Origin of the sequence: Bacillus cereus group sp. MYBK139-1 (assembly GCF_051916915.1) — a bacterium.
Taxonomy (GTDB): Bacteria; Bacillota; Bacilli; order Bacillales; family Bacillaceae_G; genus Bacillus_A; species Bacillus_A pacificus.
On record NZ_JBQAHO010000008.1, the window covers coordinates 76,551 to 94,528 of the forward strand.

Consider the following 17,978-nt stretch of genomic DNA (forward strand, 5'->3'; position numbering starts at 1 on the left):
CCTATTAAACTATCTCTCTTTAATTTCATGATGTTTATGGAAATATTCTTCGCTCATTAATTGATATCTCCCATTCGTATGCTTCTCGATATCTATATCAAGAGGCAGGCGAACCTTTTCGTGCATTCCTATATAATTATCACTGCCAACAAATCGAAAGCTCTTATCCTCTTTGACTTCAATGAGAATCATTGTTGTGTGCATATAGTCATCACATAAGCACTTTTCACTAACTTCCATTGATTTCACTTCATAGTTATTATTCTCGTACATAGTCACAAACCCATTAGTTAAGCGCTTCATCTTGTCTTCTAGCTGATTTTTATCAGAATACAAAAGACCATCTACAGGGTGGACAAATTCTCTAGATTTATCTTGCACATAATACAAAGTAACCATCATTTCACTCCTCAACTAATTGACTTATCAACTCTATCAAAACATCACCATGACATGGCTTGGGCTTGCAGAAACATCCAAGCGTCTTTCCTTTCAGTTTATGCAAATCTGCTAATAGATTTGGTTTATGCATAATCCATTTTCGATACATCTCAATAGCTTCTTCTCGTGTATCGACCTTGAATATAGCTTGTGTATTAGGTAGATGGCTGAAAGGGTTTCCCCATTTCGAGCCACGACCAATATACACGTCATATGGTAATTTGTGATGCTTGTTAACGACTGTAGTCTCGCACATACTTTCACCTCGTCAATCTAAGTAGAAGACATACCCTTCCCAAATATCATAGTCTGTTCGCCATGCCTGATAAGGAGTCTCATGGTATTCCATGGTATAATCTAGCCCCTTATCTTTTAACTCTTTCATAGTTTCAATAGCTTCTTCCATATCCTTAGTCATCTTATAAATCTTGCTCACTGAACTAACCTCCTAACAAAATACTCCATATCCAATTTGTTGATTTAATCCTTTGTTCCAATATCCAACAATCGGCTCTGCTTCAAGGCTTAACTCTTCCCACTTAAAGTCCTTCGGCATACTGTAAGAAATGAACCACATAAATAGTTTAAATACAGTTTCTATCGATGCGGTGACTGAACTAACAGCTATAAATTGTCCATCATGGTACTCAAATTCATCACTAGATAGTTCATCTTCGCTAAACTTGAATCCATGGTTTAGAAGAATTTCAACTGCATCCACGCTAATACTTGAATCTTCATATTCAGTTAATAAATTTCTCCATGTACGATAACCTAAGCCTTCAATTCCTGTGTAATTTTCATTGTGATTCATTTGTAATCCAATCTTTTTACAAGTATCCTTATAAGCTTGTCTCATTGCTTCTACAGGATAATTGCAGTAGACATAGAAATCTTCTGACTGATTATGCCCATCGTTCGACCAATCTCCTACAGGTACTTTAAATAATGTTTGTTTTGTCATGTTCATGCTAATACTCCTTTCGCTCTTGCTTCCTTAATCCATTGTGGAAATTCATTTAATATTCTTCTCATGAATTCTTCGTCACTAATTTTACGAAGGTCATCAACTTGGAAGAAGTTTGCATTATCTAGGAATCTTCCACCCATATCGTCAAGTTTCTTTAAGAACTTAAATTTTGCATTACCAACTCCTACAAACTGCCAAAAGATTGCTTGATTTGATGATTCACGAATAATCTGTTCAGCTTCTGCTTTGTCGAAGTTATCACCATCTGTGATAAAGAATACCAGTGTAGGAACAGTAGGCTTTTCAATAGTAGACTTGCTCCCAATTAATCGTGAAAGGAATCCTTGCTTCTGTGCAGGTGGCTGACCATACTTCTTAACGATTCTGTTCATTACTCCTGCATAGTTAGTCGAGCCTTCAAAGGACACTTTCTTTAGCAGAACATTATCTACAAATCCTTGGTGATTTCCTTCTGTTACAACGCCAATCTCATGTGAATCTCTACCAAAGGCAAACACATCAATACTCTTATCAACATCTAAATTCATACCAATACCTAGCAATCTATCGTTTAATTCTTGCATTGTCCCATTGTAATAAAGGTCATCCATAGAAATAGAGATATCGTCAGCTACTGCAACTTGTGCCTTCTCTCCAAAGATATTCTTTTCCAATATCACAGTCTTTGCCTTTTTAGTTAAATCGATTAATTTAGTCATTAGTATTATCTCCCTTGTAAAATATAGTTTTATAATCCTTCGCCAATTAAAGCTAATAACGTTGCACCGCATCCACCGAACAGGATAGTAACTATAACTCCAGTCCAAAAGCTATCCCAATGAATCGCTTGAATGAATTCGACCACAATAACACCCTCTTTATAATTTCATTCTCAATTCTGCTTATTCATTTTGCTTACTGTTATTAACAAGCCCTCTACATCCATTTTTGTAGCCATAATATTCGATTTCTCTTCCAATACTGCAACTCTGCTAGAGATTTTGGTTACAACCTCAACCTCTTCTGTTACAGCGTCATACAGATTAGAAATATGCTTTCGATACTTGTTCAAGATAATAACAGTCAAAACACTATTCCAAATCAACAAGCATAAAACTATGAAATATATCATATTAATTACTCCTCTACTCTTTTATAGGGCATTCATTTGGAACTGGAGACTTATCGTACCAGTCTAGATATGAATGAACATCCTTATTTAATAGCTTGCAATGAACCTTTCTTACAGTCTCAAAAGAATCTGCAGTCCAAACTCTAGATGTTGTTGCATGTGGACATTGCTCGCACTCTTTAATATCAATCTTGATTTGCACCATAACGCCTTCCTCCTATTTCTTTAAATTGTTCAAGAACATTGAGCCATGACTATACTCAGTTGAATAATCAAATTTGACTCCATCCTCTGTAACTTTTGTAGTCATATTGACGATTTCACCTCTTGTGACCATCTTCATTAGATTTTTAACGCTAAACTCGTCAACATAAACTGCGACACCCTTAGATGTAAGAAACATTTCCTTCTTTTTAGCTTTCGCCATAAAAATCAACCTTTCAATACTTTTGTTTTAATAAGATAAGATAAACATCCACATGATGATGACTAGAATCCAAGTTATTGCTAATAGTGTTAATCCATTGTTATTCACAATTTCACCTCCGCAAGATTATCGAATTGACTTTTAATAGATTGAGACAACTGCTTATCCATCTCTATTTCTACCGCTTTGAATAGGTTGAATTTATTGTGCTGATATATGCAATTCTTTAATTTTTCTACAAGCAAGACAAGGCTCTTTTGGTTTTGATGCATCCTAACGGTCTTCCTTGTATACTTAATTGCAAGCTCTTTCTTCCTAACCCTGTCCTCTGCTCTATTAATGGCAGGACTATCTGTGTTGAATTTGAATAGTTCGTTCGGTGGGAAAAGCTTATTCTTGTCAATCATTTGTCATACCTCATGTCTTTGACATTGCTCATATCCTTCATAGCGAATACTCTTTTCTCTTGCTTGACTAAATCAAGTCCTGCCATTAACCACTGCGGTTCTTTGTGGTACTCTGTTGAGCCGAAGTAGATTTGCACTACCTTAACTTCTCTATGACCTTTTACGCCTCTCCAGTTGATGTAATCAAACTCTAGAAAGATGTTGCCTGCGCTAATCATTTAACTCTTCTCCTATCTTGCGAGCCACTCTATTCTTCAACTTCCAGTTAACAATCCCTATATGAGTTAATGCCTCTGCTCCATACATATCGAATGTACCTTGGACATCGTCATAGAAATCACTCTTAACAAATCCTCCTAATTCACTAAGTGGCTTCCACACAAACGTCTCATCTATTTCTAATACATTTTGGTTTGCTACACCACATATTTGGAACGCTATTTTATCCCTTGTAGGATTGCTTGCAATGAACTCTTCAAGTGTCATTCTTAACTACCTCCACTTATGATTTGATAGATTTCAACGATTCTTCAATAGCCTTCTTAATCTTTGCCTTGCTAGTGCCGTTGTTCACATCATATTCAAAGCTAAATCCACACTTGCAAGTACGCTTAACAATATTATCATCAACGCTTAGAGTGCCTTCACCGTTTCCAAGCATTTGGTTACTACAGTTTGGACAATCGTTAATAAATGGTGCTATTCTTAAATAATTTACTACGTTCATTTTAATTACTCCTCTTTAATTGTTTTTAAGATAATGAATAACCTGCTCCATTTCGCTGATAGTCATATCCTTAATGTTTGGGGCGTACCCTAAAACTCTCCCAAATATAAATCTTCTTACCATAAGACTGTTATAACCCTTACTTTCAAACTCTCTATTCATCTCTCTTTTCTTCATGCTATGCGCTTGGAAGAATCCTGCAACTAGTGACATTACTACTCCTCCTTTAATTAATGTATATCTCTTCCTCTTGCACTGTTCGTTTAATCATAATTATTTGTCCATTTATCTTGTCTGCTACATCTCTTGCCATTGTTTCACTGTCGAATTTGTAAGCGCATTGCTTTTCTCCAATAAGTTCAATCACATCAAAAGGGTTATGCATGTTTTCCAATGTAGAGTTTGATACAAATAATTGATTTAATTTAACTATATAATAATCTTTCATTTCTACCTCTCCTTAATAGTGACTCTCTACTATTTCCTTCGCCATCTTCAATCCTTCTACAATATGATTTACTTGTTGAGGATTAGTATTTTTAAGACTTTCAATTTCTATCTTCTTATCTATATCCTTCACGATAGATTCAATTGTTACATCTGACATCCAACCCATAGTATTACCTCCTAGATATTATCCTTTGCAATATAAATACCACTGTCTTCTGCGTAGCCTTCGATTTTTGCTTCCAAGATAATCTCTTCATTGTTTTGAAATACAATCTTGATTCTCTTCTTATCAAGAATCTCTGCATGCCTTATATTCTTCATCTTCTTGTTTTTGACCATATCGATTCTTCTCATGAGAAAATCCCTTTTAAATCAGCCATCCTACTCTTCGCAAGCGAAATATTGGCATCGATTCTAATTCTACATTCCTCAACTGTTTTGAAATGATAAGCGCAGTTCCAGTAGGGAAAATACATATCATCTTTGCGATATATTTTGCTACCCTTATATTCTTCAAATAGTCTACTTTCTATCAAGTCTTTGTAAGCCTGCTCAGCACAACACTTGCAATAAAACCCTTTAACTTTCTCGCCGTCAACATCTGTTAACCTTTGAGTCGCTTTGCTCATAATCGCTGATAAGCCAATAGTTAGTACAGTATTACAAGTGTTGCATTTTGGTGGGTTTGCTTTTATAAGTTCTTTAAATAGCAATGCCCTTGCTCTTCGATGCAACAGTGAAATGTCTATGATTACATGCTTTGAAATCAACTCTCTGTAGTCATGATGCATATCATGTTTCTCATTGTATTCGATATACTCTTCTATTGGAGTATTCTCGTAATATGGTCGTTGCTTTAGAAAAATCAACTCTTTTGTATATGGATTTCTTACAGCTAAATTACTTACAACATCCAATATGCGTCTGCTTGGTAAAGAGTAAATCAATTCAGTTTTTAACTCGTCAGTTACTTTCATTTCTATTCCTCCTAAGAATTGATAAAATGATGATTTTATTAGTTTATGAACCAAAACCTCTATCATATTGATGGCTAGACAATATCTCTAGTTCTCTATCATTGAATCCAACTTCATTAAGTTTTAAAAGCATTTTTGCAACCTCTTCGTTCGTAACTTCCATCCCACGTTTTACAAACTTAGATACTCGTATGATAGTCCCACAGATATCCCTTGCCCTACTTTCGTTGTAAGACAGCTTATTACTAGTCAAGTGTTTTAAATCTGTCATTGCCTTTATAACCCCACCTTGAAGGTAGAACATATTATGCTTAAAGTCGAATTGGGAGACAACTTCCTGTGGAGTACCTACCCACTTTGTTATTATCTGATATTTCCCAATAGAGATTGCATTATCTGTTACTATAAGATTTAAATTTCTATACATTCCTCTTTTGACTCCATTACTTCGCCCCATAAATAACCTCTGTTTTGAAAAGAAATCTACAACCTCATCTACAAGATGTTTGTCTTGGATAAATGTATCAATATCCTTTGGAGTTTGATTGTTATATAGGCTATATATGCATCCGCCACTTATAAACAAATCTCGTTTTAATCTTTCTGAAAATCTTTTAGGAAGAAGAGAAATGAGTTTATCCTTCTCCTTCTCCAAGGTAGTCGCTACAGAATCTAGTTTATTCAAATCAATAAAGCTAATTTCATTACATAACACAAGCCTTCCTCCTATTCTAATACCTTTAGTACAGCGCCACATTCACATCTGTTAATATGGCTTCTTAATTCGACTTCATTATCACAACTAGAGCAATTAGCCTTTGGAAAGATATATAACATTGCTTTCTCTCCACCGTGTAACCATCTTCGGAATACGCTTCTTCGAACAGTAGTAACTGTATTGTTTTTGAAGTCTGTCTTAGATTTGTAAACCATAACATTTTCATCAAAGCGAACTATGACTCTTACAGTTCTACCTTTAACCCAAACTTGACCTTCCTTTAAAACACCATTGAATCTAGAACCATCTGTGCATTTAATCATATTGAATACCTCCATTTAGTGACAGTCTAATTGCCCTTGGTTATGTCCATCCTTATATGCCTCTTCAAGCATTCGACACACAGCCATCGCCACGACAATATCATCGAACTCAGCTTCCATTACATAATATGGAGTTCCTTTATCTTGCTTGTCGTATTCACCTACTCTATACTTGCCTGTGCTATCTTTGAATACGCCGTAGAAATCACCATCTCCCCTTGTTCGTTTATAGAGGTGTCCTACCACAACTTTACCCTCAGCCTCTTTCATTTTCTTCACATCCTTTCAATACATTTGTTTATAACTTGTAAGTAGTAATCCCTTGTATAAACTCATGGAGTCCAAATGTTATTTCAACTCCATCAATAACAACTGTATCTGCTCTTGTCTCGTTAATGCGATTACCTTTTATAACGACAAGTCTTTCCCATAATGAATTTCTTGAATGAATTAATTTGATAACATATTTGTGCTTTGGATTTAACTCATCTATTATCTCCTGCTTCTTCTTGATTCTCTCCCATTCTTCCTCAAGAACAAGCGTCTGCTTTTCGCATTTTGAACAGAAGATATAACATGCATCGTCAACATGATGAGTATCATTTCCTACATAAGTATCTTGCAAATGATGCCATTTGTGAGTGCATGAAACCTTCTTTCCCTTCTTCTTAAATAATCCAAACATATTTGATATCTCTCCTCTGTTTAGGTATAATTAACCTATATATGCAATGCCTAAGCATATATCAGAACGCTTTGCCAAGCGTTCGATTTTGCGGATTACGATTGAATGATGAAGTCCAACGTTTTACCAATTGCCGTTGGGTTGGTCTCGTCATTGACCTGCTCAGGGTCTACGAGGAAGTCGATTAGCTCACGCTGGTCGGCTTCTTTCTTTATGTATAAAGCAGGCAAGTCTCTTATTCAGAGAGCTTGCTCGCTAGATATTCTCTAGACTATTAACCAATGTCAATAATTTAGTTTTAAGCAACAGCTTTTTCAGAGCGTTCGCCCATAAGTCTACCAATCAAAATTACTAATACTGTTGTTGCGATAGGAATTACATAATGTCCTGCAGGGAAGTGTTCAGTGATGAATTGACCAACCTTCTTATCATTCAACATCATTTCACCTGCTGTGTAGCCAAGTAATGCTGAGCCTGCCACGATAATGATTGGAAAGCGATTCATAAGTTTCATTAACACTTGACTACCCCAAACGATTAATGGAATGCTGACTAGTAATCCAATTACCATAAGTCCTGTATGACCATTTGAAACACCTGCAACTGCTACTACATTATCCATACTCATTACGAAATCTGCTACGATGATTGTCTTAACTGCTGACCAAATTGTACTTCCACCTTCAAGTTGTTGCTCTTCTCCACCATTTAATAGTTGAATCGCAATCCATGCTAACAGCAATCCTCCAATGAATTGAACATATGGTATTGCCATTAGATAAACAGCGATAAATGTTAGAAATACTCGTAAACCAATTGCTCCTGCGCTACCAATGAAGACTGCTTTCTTTCGTAAATCTTGTGGTAAGTTTCGACATGCTAGAGCAATTACCACTGCATTATCTCCACTTAGTACGATGTCGATTAAGATGATTGATAGTAAAGCCATTACAAATTCCATTTCCATGTTAGTTAAATCTCCTTTTGTTTTGTTGTTATTTGATGTACTTATCATATCACGACTTAATAATTATTTCAATACTTTTGTTTAGATATTTTTATATTAAGGACGGAAATTTCCATCCTCTAATCCGTAATCCCATATTAGCCACCAGTTGCGCCCATAACCATTCCCAATACAAGTATAATACCAATGAATATCGGCATCTTATATCTATCAAGGAACGAGCGTTGGTCTTTACCACAGTTAGGACAGCTATCTAAACCTTTTTCAAACTCCTCTCTGCAAGCATTACATGTCGCTAATGTAGACATATCATTGTCCCTCCTGTTAGCTTATGTGTTAGTTATTAAGTATATTATTATATTACCATCACACTATTATATATGTCAATGAAAATAAAGAAAAAGATGCAAGTTTTTCCTGCATCTTTTCCGTACTCTTTATAATCCAAACATCGCCAGTATATCTGCGTCACTTGGCGCATCTTTCTTGTTATCTAAGAACATAGCCATATGAGCCTTGTATTCTTGATAGAATGAACAGTGGTCTTTCATATCACATAGATTCGTGCAATAAAATGAATCGCCCTGTTCAATACGACCTCTTGTGAACGCCTTCTCTTTATCCTCTTCTTTTTCACTTTCAATAATTTTGTCCAATGTAGAAATTAAGTGAGATTTGAACTCTTCGATAATCTCCTGCGTCAGCTCAACATCAATATAACAGTCAGTAACCGTATATTTATCTTGAATAAACTGAGGTAGATTAGATAGACTGTTAGAATTAATAGCCTCTTCCATCATCTCATTGATTTGGATGATATCGAATAGGTTAGCTTTTAACGCCTCTATCTCCTTCTCAATCTCTGCGATTTGGGCAGTTAGCTCTACTTTCTCCTCTTCTGTACGAACCTTTGCATTTCGCTTCTTATCTAGCTTAGCAATCTCTTTCTCTGCTTTCTCAATGTTCTTAGGCACATCTTCAAAGTCTTTGCGGATAGGATTCGCTATATGAGCAACCCAAGCTCTACGTTCAGCTTTTGTAACCTTCTCTGTGCCATTCTTCTGCAAGTATGAGATTTTACAATACTTCATCATATCGTATCGAATCTTAATCTTTTCAAGAGGAAACTTCTTCATTTCCCCATCTATTTGTCTACCAAATGTACTGATACCAAAAGCGTAAATCATTAGCTGTTGAGATTTTTTAAGTAGTTTTGCTCCAGTGAATTCACCAATTGATGATGTTTTATAGTCGAGAATTACAAAGTTCCCATCTTCATCTACAAACTCACTATCTACATATCCTTGGAATACATACTTCTCTAGCCCTTCAAATACAGCTAATACTGGACGCTCATTGATAACTTTGTATGGCAACTGCTTAACGTTAGTAAAGTAATGGCGAAGATTAGCAATATAGCTTTCAAATTGACTCTCTTCGGGGAACTTTAGCTTAGGGTCTGTAATCAATCTATATTCCACAATCTTAGCTTCTAACTTTTGAATCATCTCTTCATACGTGTGGTCTCCATCGTACAATCCTTGGATAAGGTCATGGGAAACTGTTCCCCACCAAGTATAGCAATTATCTCCTTTTACACGAATCTTCTTCACATACTTGAGGAAATACAAATGTGTACACTGGTCAAACGTTGACACCTTTGAGAAAGACCATAAATTCTTTACGCCAAACTTTTCCTTAATTAATTCTAATTGTTCTCTATTTAATCGAGCCAATAACTACACCCCTCTTGTTTTGTTATATTCATTGAAATCATTGAAAAAGTGTTTTGAGCATTTAGGGATATAATAGTAATCATCTACATCCTCGTTTGTATCTCCTATTACAACAACTTCTCCATTGAATACTGGCTTGCCATCTTTAAATCTACCGTTGTACATTGCCTTCGCAGTGCATCCTTTTTCTCTACACATAGTCTTTACTTCTTCTAGAACGTTAGCATGCTCAAATAGAGCCTTAGAGCCTTCAAATAAGTTGCCCATAAAATCAACTTTGAGACCATAACACATAACAGGGATGTCGTATTGGTCTGCAATTATGCGTAAATGAATGACTTGTTGATACGTTAAGAATTGTGCTTCGTCAATAAGAATTACAACAGGTCGAAGGTGTCCTTCAATTAACTTGTTTACAATGTGAACAATATTATCGTCCTTATCAATATCTACACATGGCGCTGATAGACCTGTTCGACTCTCAATCATCCCCTGTGACGAACGTGTATCTAATGCTGATTTGATTAGCAATGGGTTCTCTTCACGTCTCTTATAATCATGTGCATCCATTAGCAATCTAGCTGTTTTGGATGAATCTACTGTCCCATATCTTAAATACAATTTACTCATACATTTCTCCATTTCAATACTTTTGTTTAATTAATAACCTTTCTACTATTTAATAATTCGTTGAATACTTTAACGCCCTTGTCAATTGGAGCGTCCTTTTCTCCTAGCAAATCATTAGTGTCCCACGTATAGGACACCTTTCTAAACTTTGAAAACTTCTTACATTGCTTAATGAGATACTGTTCTCCTATAGGGTTTCCATCGTCATCTTTCATATCTTGTACGTCACGGTCAAAAGCAATAATTACCTCTGTGTCTGCAGGAGTCTCTTTAAGTATCAATTGGACTTGAACCTCTGATATTTCATGACCACCAACAGATACAGAGAATCCTTTATTCCTTGTTTGCGACCATTGCTTCATAACGCTCTTTTCTGCTTCAAAAATGATAATCTTACCACTCTTGATTATAAAAGGCAATGAATGGCTAAACCCATATAAGTTATACATCTTCTTGTATCCCTTAATATAATTCCAATACTTAGGGATTCTAAATGCTTCCATTTCAACCTTACTTCTAAGTGTTCTCCCTGCGATTCCAACGACTGCGTTTATATCGTCATAGGCAAAGTGAGGGAAAACCACTCTATCCAAGTAAGGGTCATACCCTACCTTAAATATCTCTTGTGTCTGAGTAGTAATACCTTCATAGAACAAGTTAATATGAGGTAATAAAACAAAGTCAGACAACGACTCCATTCCAAACTTAGGGACTTCAACCTCATTGATATCAGTTATAATCTTATGCTGTTTTCTGATATTCTTAAATAATGCCAATGGGTCTTTCCTATTGTCTTTTACAAATTTACCACCAAGACCAAACAGTGATTTTGTAAATGCAAATGATTGCTTAAATTCTTCTTTTCTAAACATGCTGATTAACTGAAAGATGTCGCCACGGAATGTCTCTCTTTCACTATAATACTTACAAAAGAGAGTATTTACATTAACTGCTACTGCCGTGTGATTCCTTCCATCAGGAGGCGCTCCCCTTACCTCGTCACCACTGCGCCATAACATATGGCATCCAACTTCTTCTAGGAGTCTTTCGATTCTTTCTACATCTTCTTTTAGGTATTCCTTTACCTTAGCAGAATTCATACTCATATAATTCACCTACATTAATAATGCTGATAACGCAATTGTATCACATTATCAGCATTATTTCAATACTTTTGTTTAATTAGAGAATCCATTTACCACTTTGCAAATCTTCCCATCTAGGCAAATATACTCTTTCGCCCCAATCTCCATCTTTTTGCAACTCATATAGTACTCCTTTAATAACCTTGAATACTTGTTGCTTGCCATCTTCTCTAACAAAGATTGCTAAATTACCATTCTTAAGTTTTCTTACAACATCATCCACAATATCACTACTCCCTCACTTTTAGATATCTTGTTCAATTAGACATGTGCCATAATCGACCATTGTATTGCGACCTAAGTCAATCTCAAATACTAGTTGTCTATGAGTCGCACCCATTCGGTTCTTACCAAGGAAGATAATGAAATACTCCTTATCTTTGCTCATCTTGATAATCTTTCCATCACTGGATTTGACACTTACTTCATTTTTACCGCCTAATTTTTCCGATTCGAGAGCCTTTCTCGCAAGCATAAGTGTAGACACAACGTCAACAACGTTCTTGGAAACACCTAAGCTATTTTGAGATAGATAACGTGTTAGCATAGCAGATTTACCGAGCTGATAAGTTACCCATACATGAACATTCTTGTTTGATGGTTTGATAACATCATAGAGTTTAACCATATTTTGTTGCAATTGAAGCCATGCCTGTGCGTTCTCGTTTACCTCATCAGAATCCATTTTCAATGTATCTAGAATGAAGTATTTAACTTTATTCAGCGTAGCTTCCTTCTTAATCATCTTGATAGCCTTTTTCATGCTGAAAGAGTTAAAGTTAATGAATCTAATCGTTCCCTCTTCTATCTTCTCGTCTAGCCAGTCTACGCCCTTTTTAAGCATAGCAAGCTCTTCTGTTGTGAATTGACCAAAGTTAAATCGATTCTTTTGGAATTCTCCGCCAGTCATATTATTGACTGCCCAAGTAATAATTTCACGCTTCCATTTAGATATGTCTTCCTCGTTTGCTAGAATCATAAGGTTTTCATTATATTCTATCATATTAGGAAGCACTTGCATTAGCGTTAATGCTGTCTTACCAATCCCTGAGTTCGCAGAGACCATTGTGATATTCCCCAATGCTTGTCCATTAACATGCTCATTTAGAAGAGATGAAGAATAAGGGAAGCCTCGCATTTTACCTTCATGGGCATCCATTACAGTTTTCCATAGATTATTGCTCATATCTTCAACTTTTTCAGCTACATCTACGTCTGCAAATACAGTTGCCAATACTTCTTCTAATTTCTGCTGAATATGTTCTAGACTAGTAACCTTATAGTTTTCAAACTTATCCATTACTGGGAAGCCTAGGTCGTGTAACTTCATTAATGCATTAGACTTCTTGATATCTCGAACATATCCTTCAAAGTTGTCCTCTTTAACAAATGACATACCCTTTTGGATTGTATCCCACCCACCAAATTCATCATACATCTTTTGAAGTTGCTCATTATCCCCAACGCAAAGACCAACTGTAATATCGTCCAATGTGTTCTTCTTATCATCAATTAATCTTTTTGCAATAGAGAAGAAGAACTTCCATTCTAGTGAACTAAAATCATCTACTGTAAGATTTGCATCATGATATAGTTCACTACTCTTATAGATACTAAGAGCAACATACATCTCTGCCTTCTGCTTCGTTTCCACGAGCATCTTTCTAAATTCTTCTTTCTTCTTTAATAAATCTTCGCTCATAATAATCCTCCTGTATCAACGCTGTCTTTAATCTTCTTCGTTGTCTCTTTTCGCTTAAGATGACTCGTGTAGTCATGGCTTGTAGTTTGAGTTGTAGTAGTAGCTTCTTGCGTAAGCTTCTCATTCGATTGCTTCTGCTTTTCTAATCTAGCTTGTACATCTGCGACCTCACCAACGACAAATCTCATCATTCCATCAATCTTATGTTTGTGATTAGCAAACTCAGTAGAAGCTAAATAAGGTAGAAGCTTTGGTTTTACAACCTTGAACGCTAGTAGAATAGTTTTAAATCCATACCCTCTAGGAAGAATACGAGTATTATTACCGCTAGGGTAATATTGACCAAGTCTTAACCCAAGTAATCGTTTAGCAATGTGGCTCTTATGATTCTCTTGGTCTAACTTTGTAACCTTTTCCCCTAAGATTTCATGCTTAACATACTGATAGAGAGCATCCCAGTCAGAATTCTCCTCTTTCTTAAGCTCAGCATCTTGAATTTCTTCATGATATTTTGACAAACACTCTACATGAAGCTTTCTGTTGTACCATCTCTCTCCTGCTCGTGTCTGCATAGGGAACTTCTTCCACGCAATATCATTTACACTTTCAATAATCCCATCGCAATAGTAACAATAATGAATCTTATCTCTGTCTAACTTAGTTGGTTTTGCCATCCTAACCCCACTCCTACTTATTTCAATAATTTTGTTTAAAGGGAAGTTGGCATCAACTCCCCTTTACATTAATTACATTTCAGATACAATTTCAACAATCTTCTGTAGTTTGTTTAACTCAGTTGCAGTAGGAGAAAGAGGATTCTTAATTCCTGCTTCTTGAATTAAAGCTACTGCTTTTGCTTGGTGAGCGTCACTCATAGCCATTGCTTCTTTCAGTTTGTCTACGATTGTCTTTTCAGCTTCTGCATCTTCTTCTTCAAGAGCTTTTTGAGACTTCGCATTGTCTTGTGCAAGATTAGATTTGATTGTATCTGCTCCATCACGAGCCTCTAAGAACAATCTCCAAGTGTCGTATGAAGGATTTTCAACAACTTGATTTACCTTTGTTACGCCAGTTCTGTCTTTAAGAATGATACCTTTGTAGATTGCATCTCCCTTAGCATCAGTCTCAGTGAATAACTTGATAACAATATCGTAATCATATTCAGAATTCTTCTTCATTACAGGCTTCTCGCCAACCTTAACGAAGTTCTCTCCAACCTTTTGCTTAACATCGTCAATCTGTGCAATCGAGATAACATTGATGCCTTTTGCAGATAGGTCAATCTTAAGATTCTGTAAACGTGTTGCGATTGCCTTAATGCGTCCCCAACCACGCATACTAACGCTTGAATCATTTACATCCTTACCATTTTTACGAGCCTTTTTCTCCTCAACTTGTAAGCTTGCATCAGTTAAGTTTTCATAGATTTTTGTCTCAGAGTCGATTGACAATGTACCAACTTCTTCTGCGCCCATATCCATTAATTCATCAATTGCTTCCTGTAATTCATTGAAGTCTTGTGTATTCACGATACCTAGTAAGTTTTGACCAAATCGTGGGTGACTCTCATAGAATGCCATACCAGTCTCTCCATCGATTGCATAAACTCGTGGGAATGAAAGTGAGAATACTGATTTACCTACGCCCTTTTCACCTAGAACAAGAACTTTAAGACCTAATTTTTTAGTTGATGGTTTACGGAACATTGACAATATAATTACCTCTTTCTTATTTTAAATTTTAGTAGTTTCAATAATTTTGTTTAGTAGGAGTTTTTAAATGGAACTCCCGTAACCATCGTTTCAATAATTTTGTTTAGTATTAGATTCCTAAAGCTTTCATCCAGTCGTTACCGCCTGCGCCACCAGTAGAAGAACCTTGGTCATGCACATCTGCTAATGGGTCTGCTTCTCCTTTCTCAGGAAGTGCAACGATTAAATCCTCGGGCTTGTACTTGTTATCGTTCATATCAAGAGTACCATTTGGATTCTTTTCATCTTTAACAAGTAGAGGACGAGCGAATACTAATTTAGAAACTTTGTTTCCACGTACAGTCATTTTCTTCTTAGCTTCTTCTTCGCTGTATAATCCCATTGCAATTAATTCTTGAATCTCAGCAGACAGCTTAATATCAGCGCTTCCTACATCTTGTTTTTCATAACCCTCAACGATGTGACCTTCGATACCTAGTTCACGAACTTGACCTTTCTTAACTTTGAATAGAAGGTTAAGAATTTTCTCAGTCATCTCAGGATTTTCTTTATTAATTTTAACTACGATTGGAAGTGAGAATGGCATGTTTTTCTTGATTACTACATTGTCACGTTTACCTACATAGTCAACTACTTTTGCTTGAACAACAACTTCGCCTTCTTTTGCGTCATCTTTTGTAATACGCTTGAAAGAGTCTTCATCAAGCAAGATAGTTTGAACAAAGTCTGCACGGTAATCGACTGGCAATAATTCATTCGTTTTTTCGTCACGCTTTTGGTAAGCTAAGAAGATGTTTTGAATTTGGAACTTACGTTGTGTATCTTCTTTGTATTCAGAGAATCCAAATGAACCTTTAACTGTTACTTCCATACCATCTTTAAGATGCTCTTTTAAATAAGCTTCAACATCAATTGGAGATAAGAATTTCTTAATGATTGTACGACCATCTTCACCTTTTTCAACGCCAACTTTGTGTAATTTAAAGTCTGCGATTGACTCAACTACTGATTCATTTAAGCGGTCTGCCCAGTTTACTTGAATTGCTTGACCTTCCTTATCCATTGCATAAATTACTGGATTAGAAGGAGCGTATCCACCCATCATTTCTCCGTAAACCACGTTACCTTCTGCAGTTTCAACACCTAGATTAATACGAGCATATTTGTAACCAGTTGTTGGTGATGTGATTTCTCCACCAAATGTCTTGTCACTAATTTTAACTTTACCAGTTAATGTTACGAAAGATTTGCCTTTTTGTAATTCTGTTGTCTTCTCTAAATTTGTCATGAAATAATCTACCTCTTTCTTGTATTTGAATTTAATTAATAGCTTCTTTTAAATCAGTGATTTGTCTATTTCAATAATTTTGTTTAATCACTGACTTAATTAATTTACAATTAAATTCAGTGAGGATTAGAGGCTTTTTAAAGCCTCTTACTCACCTTATCAGTATACTACTTTTGTATTTAATTTCAATACTTTTGTTCAATGTTTTTTTTATTTATTCTTGCTCTGATAATATACGGTCAATACATACTGAACTAGGATTAATGCAATGTTCACGAACTCAGTAATAATGATTTCAATATTAACCTTGCTAATAATCATATTAACAGTAACCATCAGTAATCCACTTGCGATTACAATGAATAGCCATCGTGAGATTCCAGTAGCGTCTTTAACCTTGTGAAGATACACGATTTGTGGAATGTAAGCTGTTAATAATGCTACAGTACCAATCGTTTGGAACATGATTCCCACTTGAGCCATTGGTAAAACTTGAATCTGATAAACCATAGTTCCTGCTAAGAACGATGCGATTAAGCCAATTGTTTTGTTAATTTTGATTGGCATGCCATGTAGCTTGCGACAATATATAACTAAGAATAAAGTGTACCATGCACCAATCATGTTTAATGATTGCGTTAAGATTACTTCAAATGGTGCATTCGAGATAATCATATTTACGTTGATTGCTGTACATCCAATGCCAACCATTGTCCAAAACAGTAGGCTGATTCCAGTTGGTATCTTTGTTCGATGAAGCTTGATAATCTGTGGAGCATATCCACCTAGCAATAATAGGCTTCCTAGTGTTTGAAGAATAAATCCAATCGTTTCCATTTTAATACCTAATAATAGTTCCATAAATCTAATTTAACTCCTCTACTGTCCTATGATGTTGTCTCACTTCATTTGAAGTGTATTCCTTATATTCAATGATATAAAGTTCTTCCATGCCCTCTACTGCAACTGGAAAGCCATTATACGATGTGATTAAGCCATTCTCTGTCGCAGAGTCTAGTAGTATACCAATCTTGTTCTCCAAAGCATTCTTCATGAATTCATTTACTTTGATTGTTGTGGGCATCCCCCACTCCATTGAAAGTTTTTCAATGTCCTCATCGAGATGGTTAATAGCTTTTTCAGAGCGATTCGCTTCAACTAATTCTTCTCGCTCTTCATCGCTACCCATAAATGGTGCAGGTTGCATTTCTCCCTCAACCTCTTTTTCTTCTGCAACGACATTCTCTTCTTGAGGAATCTCATTTGGAACGAAGCTTCCTTGAATATCAAATCGAGTAAATGGTCGATTATCTACTGTTGCCACAATTCCCTTGCACAATTGCTCGAAATGGTGTTGTCGTAAAGATTCTTCTGTAGATTTGCCAGTGTAAGCATGTAATGCTTCTAGCTTATCTTCTGTAATCATTTGATTGTAATCAACCTCAACTGTTAATTGAATTACGCCTTTCATGTCATTCTCCTCTCTTATTTGTAAGTTGTAATGATATTATAAACCATCAAAACTTATATTTCAATACTTT

General features: G+C 35.8%; 32 protein-coding genes. All 32 read right to left on the reverse strand.

What is annotated here, in order from left to right; genetic code table 11:
* Positions 1–9: 9 nt before the first annotated feature.
* On the reverse strand, positions 10–399 hold the full coding sequence (locus ACTFRS_RS25925; protein ID WP_440025557.1) for a hypothetical protein: 390 nt from the start codon (positions 397–399) through the stop codon (positions 10–12).
* Between the two features lie 4 nt (positions 400–403).
* Positions 404–697 (reverse strand): DUF4326 domain-containing protein, encoded by a 294-nt coding sequence (locus ACTFRS_RS25930; protein ID WP_440025555.1) that lies wholly within the window; start codon positions 695–697, stop codon positions 404–406.
* Between the two features lie 12 nt (positions 698–709).
* Positions 710–877, reverse strand: coding sequence for a hypothetical protein (locus tag ACTFRS_RS25935; RefSeq protein ID WP_440025553.1), 168 nt, complete (start codon positions 875–877; stop codon positions 710–712).
* A gap of 12 nt (positions 878–889) precedes the next feature.
* Positions 890–1,411 carry a hypothetical protein gene (locus tag ACTFRS_RS25940; protein WP_440025552.1) on the reverse strand — a complete coding sequence of 174 codons (522 nt, stop codon included), beginning with the start codon at positions 1,409–1,411 and terminating at the stop codon, positions 890–892.
* Positions 1,408–2,130, reverse strand: a complete 723-nt coding sequence (locus tag ACTFRS_RS25945; RefSeq protein WP_440025550.1) for a VWA domain-containing protein — start codon at positions 2,128–2,130, stop codon at positions 1,408–1,410. Before ACTFRS_RS25945 ends, ACTFRS_RS25940 begins: the two co-directional genes overlap by 4 nt.
* Before the next feature lie 173 nt (positions 2,131–2,303).
* A complete protein-coding gene (locus tag ACTFRS_RS25950) occupies positions 2,304–2,498 on the reverse strand; it encodes a hypothetical protein (protein ID WP_440025548.1) in 195 nt (64 codons plus the stop codon).
* 58 nt (positions 2,499–2,556) lie between these two features.
* Positions 2,557–2,748 carry a hypothetical protein gene (locus ACTFRS_RS25955; protein ID WP_440025546.1) on the reverse strand — a complete coding sequence of 64 codons (192 nt, stop codon included), beginning with the start codon at positions 2,746–2,748 and terminating at the stop codon, positions 2,557–2,559.
* A 12-nt stretch (positions 2,749–2,760) separates the two neighbouring features.
* A complete protein-coding gene (locus ACTFRS_RS25960) occupies positions 2,761–2,970 on the reverse strand; it encodes a hypothetical protein (protein WP_440025544.1) in 210 nt (69 codons plus the stop codon).
* A 403-nt stretch (positions 2,971–3,373) separates the two neighbouring features.
* Positions 3,374–3,595, reverse strand: coding sequence for a hypothetical protein (locus tag ACTFRS_RS25965; protein ID WP_440025542.1), 222 nt, complete (start codon positions 3,593–3,595; stop codon positions 3,374–3,376).
* Positions 3,588–3,863 carry a hypothetical protein gene (locus ACTFRS_RS25970; protein WP_440025540.1) on the reverse strand — a complete coding sequence of 92 codons (276 nt, stop codon included), beginning with the start codon at positions 3,861–3,863 and terminating at the stop codon, positions 3,588–3,590. Before ACTFRS_RS25970 ends, ACTFRS_RS25965 begins: the two co-directional genes overlap by 8 nt.
* A gap of 16 nt (positions 3,864–3,879) precedes the next feature.
* Entirely contained in the window at positions 3,880–4,104 is a 225-nt protein-coding gene (locus tag ACTFRS_RS25975) for a DUF3797 domain-containing protein (protein ID WP_440025539.1), read from the reverse strand.
* A 15-nt stretch (positions 4,105–4,119) separates the two neighbouring features.
* Positions 4,120–4,317, reverse strand: coding sequence for a hypothetical protein (locus ACTFRS_RS25980; RefSeq protein ID WP_440025537.1), 198 nt, complete (start codon positions 4,315–4,317; stop codon positions 4,120–4,122).
* Between the two features lie 13 nt (positions 4,318–4,330).
* Complete coding sequence (locus ACTFRS_RS25985; protein ID WP_440025536.1) at positions 4,331–4,552, reverse strand: hypothetical protein; 222 nt, start codon at positions 4,550–4,552, stop codon at positions 4,331–4,333.
* A gap of 12 nt (positions 4,553–4,564) precedes the next feature.
* Complete coding sequence (locus ACTFRS_RS25990; RefSeq protein ID WP_250670425.1) at positions 4,565–4,720, reverse strand: hypothetical protein; 156 nt, start codon at positions 4,718–4,720, stop codon at positions 4,565–4,567.
* Between the two features lie 11 nt (positions 4,721–4,731).
* Positions 4,732–4,908: a hypothetical protein gene (locus tag ACTFRS_RS25995; RefSeq protein ID WP_250670429.1), complete on the reverse strand. Its 177-nt coding sequence runs from the start codon at positions 4,906–4,908 to the stop codon at positions 4,732–4,734.
* Positions 4,905–5,531 (reverse strand): hypothetical protein, encoded by a 627-nt coding sequence (locus ACTFRS_RS26000; RefSeq protein ID WP_440025533.1) that lies wholly within the window; start codon positions 5,529–5,531, stop codon positions 4,905–4,907. The genes ACTFRS_RS25995 and ACTFRS_RS26000 overlap by 4 nt, the downstream gene beginning before the upstream one ends.
* 43 nt (positions 5,532–5,574) lie before the next feature.
* Positions 5,575–6,246: a hypothetical protein gene (locus ACTFRS_RS26005; protein WP_440025532.1), complete on the reverse strand. Its 672-nt coding sequence runs from the start codon at positions 6,244–6,246 to the stop codon at positions 5,575–5,577.
* 11 nt (positions 6,247–6,257) lie between these two features.
* On the reverse strand, positions 6,258–6,572 hold the full coding sequence (locus ACTFRS_RS26010; protein ID WP_440025530.1) for a hypothetical protein: 315 nt from the start codon (positions 6,570–6,572) through the stop codon (positions 6,258–6,260).
* Positions 6,573–6,587: 15 nt separating this feature from the next.
* A complete protein-coding gene (locus tag ACTFRS_RS26015) occupies positions 6,588–6,818 on the reverse strand; it encodes a hypothetical protein (protein WP_440025528.1) in 231 nt (76 codons plus the stop codon).
* 52 nt (positions 6,819–6,870) lie between these two features.
* Positions 6,871–7,257, reverse strand: coding sequence for a hypothetical protein (locus ACTFRS_RS26020; RefSeq protein WP_440025526.1), 387 nt, complete (start codon positions 7,255–7,257; stop codon positions 6,871–6,873).
* Positions 7,258–7,555: 298 nt separating this feature from the next.
* Positions 7,556–8,224 (reverse strand): TerC family protein, encoded by a 669-nt coding sequence (locus ACTFRS_RS26025; protein WP_440025524.1) that lies wholly within the window; start codon positions 8,222–8,224, stop codon positions 7,556–7,558.
* A 137-nt stretch (positions 8,225–8,361) separates the two neighbouring features.
* On the reverse strand, positions 8,362–8,532 hold the full coding sequence (locus tag ACTFRS_RS26030; protein ID WP_440025522.1) for a hypothetical protein: 171 nt from the start codon (positions 8,530–8,532) through the stop codon (positions 8,362–8,364).
* A 129-nt stretch (positions 8,533–8,661) separates the two neighbouring features.
* Entirely contained in the window at positions 8,662–9,960 is a 1,299-nt protein-coding gene (locus ACTFRS_RS26035; protein WP_440025521.1) for a PD-(D/E)XK nuclease family protein, read from the reverse strand.
* A 3-nt stretch (positions 9,961–9,963) separates the two neighbouring features.
* Complete coding sequence (locus ACTFRS_RS26040) at positions 9,964–10,590, reverse strand: thymidine kinase (RefSeq protein ID WP_440025519.1); 627 nt, start codon at positions 10,588–10,590, stop codon at positions 9,964–9,966.
* A gap of 26 nt (positions 10,591–10,616) precedes the next feature.
* Complete coding sequence (locus ACTFRS_RS26045; protein WP_440025517.1) at positions 10,617–11,690, reverse strand: hypothetical protein; 1,074 nt, start codon at positions 11,688–11,690, stop codon at positions 10,617–10,619.
* An 82-nt stretch (positions 11,691–11,772) separates the two neighbouring features.
* Positions 11,773–11,958, reverse strand: coding sequence for a hypothetical protein (locus tag ACTFRS_RS26050; protein WP_440025515.1), 186 nt, complete (start codon positions 11,956–11,958; stop codon positions 11,773–11,775).
* Positions 11,959–11,979: 21 nt separating this feature from the next.
* Positions 11,980–13,437 carry a hypothetical protein gene (locus ACTFRS_RS26055; protein WP_440025514.1) on the reverse strand — a complete coding sequence of 486 codons (1,458 nt, stop codon included), beginning with the start codon at positions 13,435–13,437 and terminating at the stop codon, positions 11,980–11,982.
* Complete coding sequence (locus tag ACTFRS_RS26060) at positions 13,434–14,111, reverse strand: hypothetical protein (RefSeq protein WP_440025512.1); 678 nt, start codon at positions 14,109–14,111, stop codon at positions 13,434–13,436. Before ACTFRS_RS26060 ends, ACTFRS_RS26055 begins: the two co-directional genes overlap by 4 nt.
* A 72-nt stretch (positions 14,112–14,183) precedes the next feature.
* Positions 14,184–15,143, reverse strand: coding sequence for an AAA family ATPase (locus tag ACTFRS_RS26065; RefSeq protein ID WP_239659556.1), 960 nt, complete (start codon positions 15,141–15,143; stop codon positions 14,184–14,186).
* 115 nt (positions 15,144–15,258) lie between these two features.
* Entirely contained in the window at positions 15,259–16,437 is a 1,179-nt protein-coding gene (locus ACTFRS_RS26070; protein ID WP_440025510.1) for a hypothetical protein, read from the reverse strand.
* Between the two features lie 210 nt (positions 16,438–16,647).
* A complete protein-coding gene (locus tag ACTFRS_RS26075) occupies positions 16,648–17,298 on the reverse strand; it encodes a PQ-loop domain-containing transporter (protein WP_440025508.1) in 651 nt (216 codons plus the stop codon).
* A gap of 4 nt (positions 17,299–17,302) precedes the next feature.
* Positions 17,303–17,908 carry a hypothetical protein gene (locus tag ACTFRS_RS26080; protein WP_440025507.1) on the reverse strand — a complete coding sequence of 202 codons (606 nt, stop codon included), beginning with the start codon at positions 17,906–17,908 and terminating at the stop codon, positions 17,303–17,305.
* Positions 17,909–17,978 lie beyond the last annotated feature (70 nt).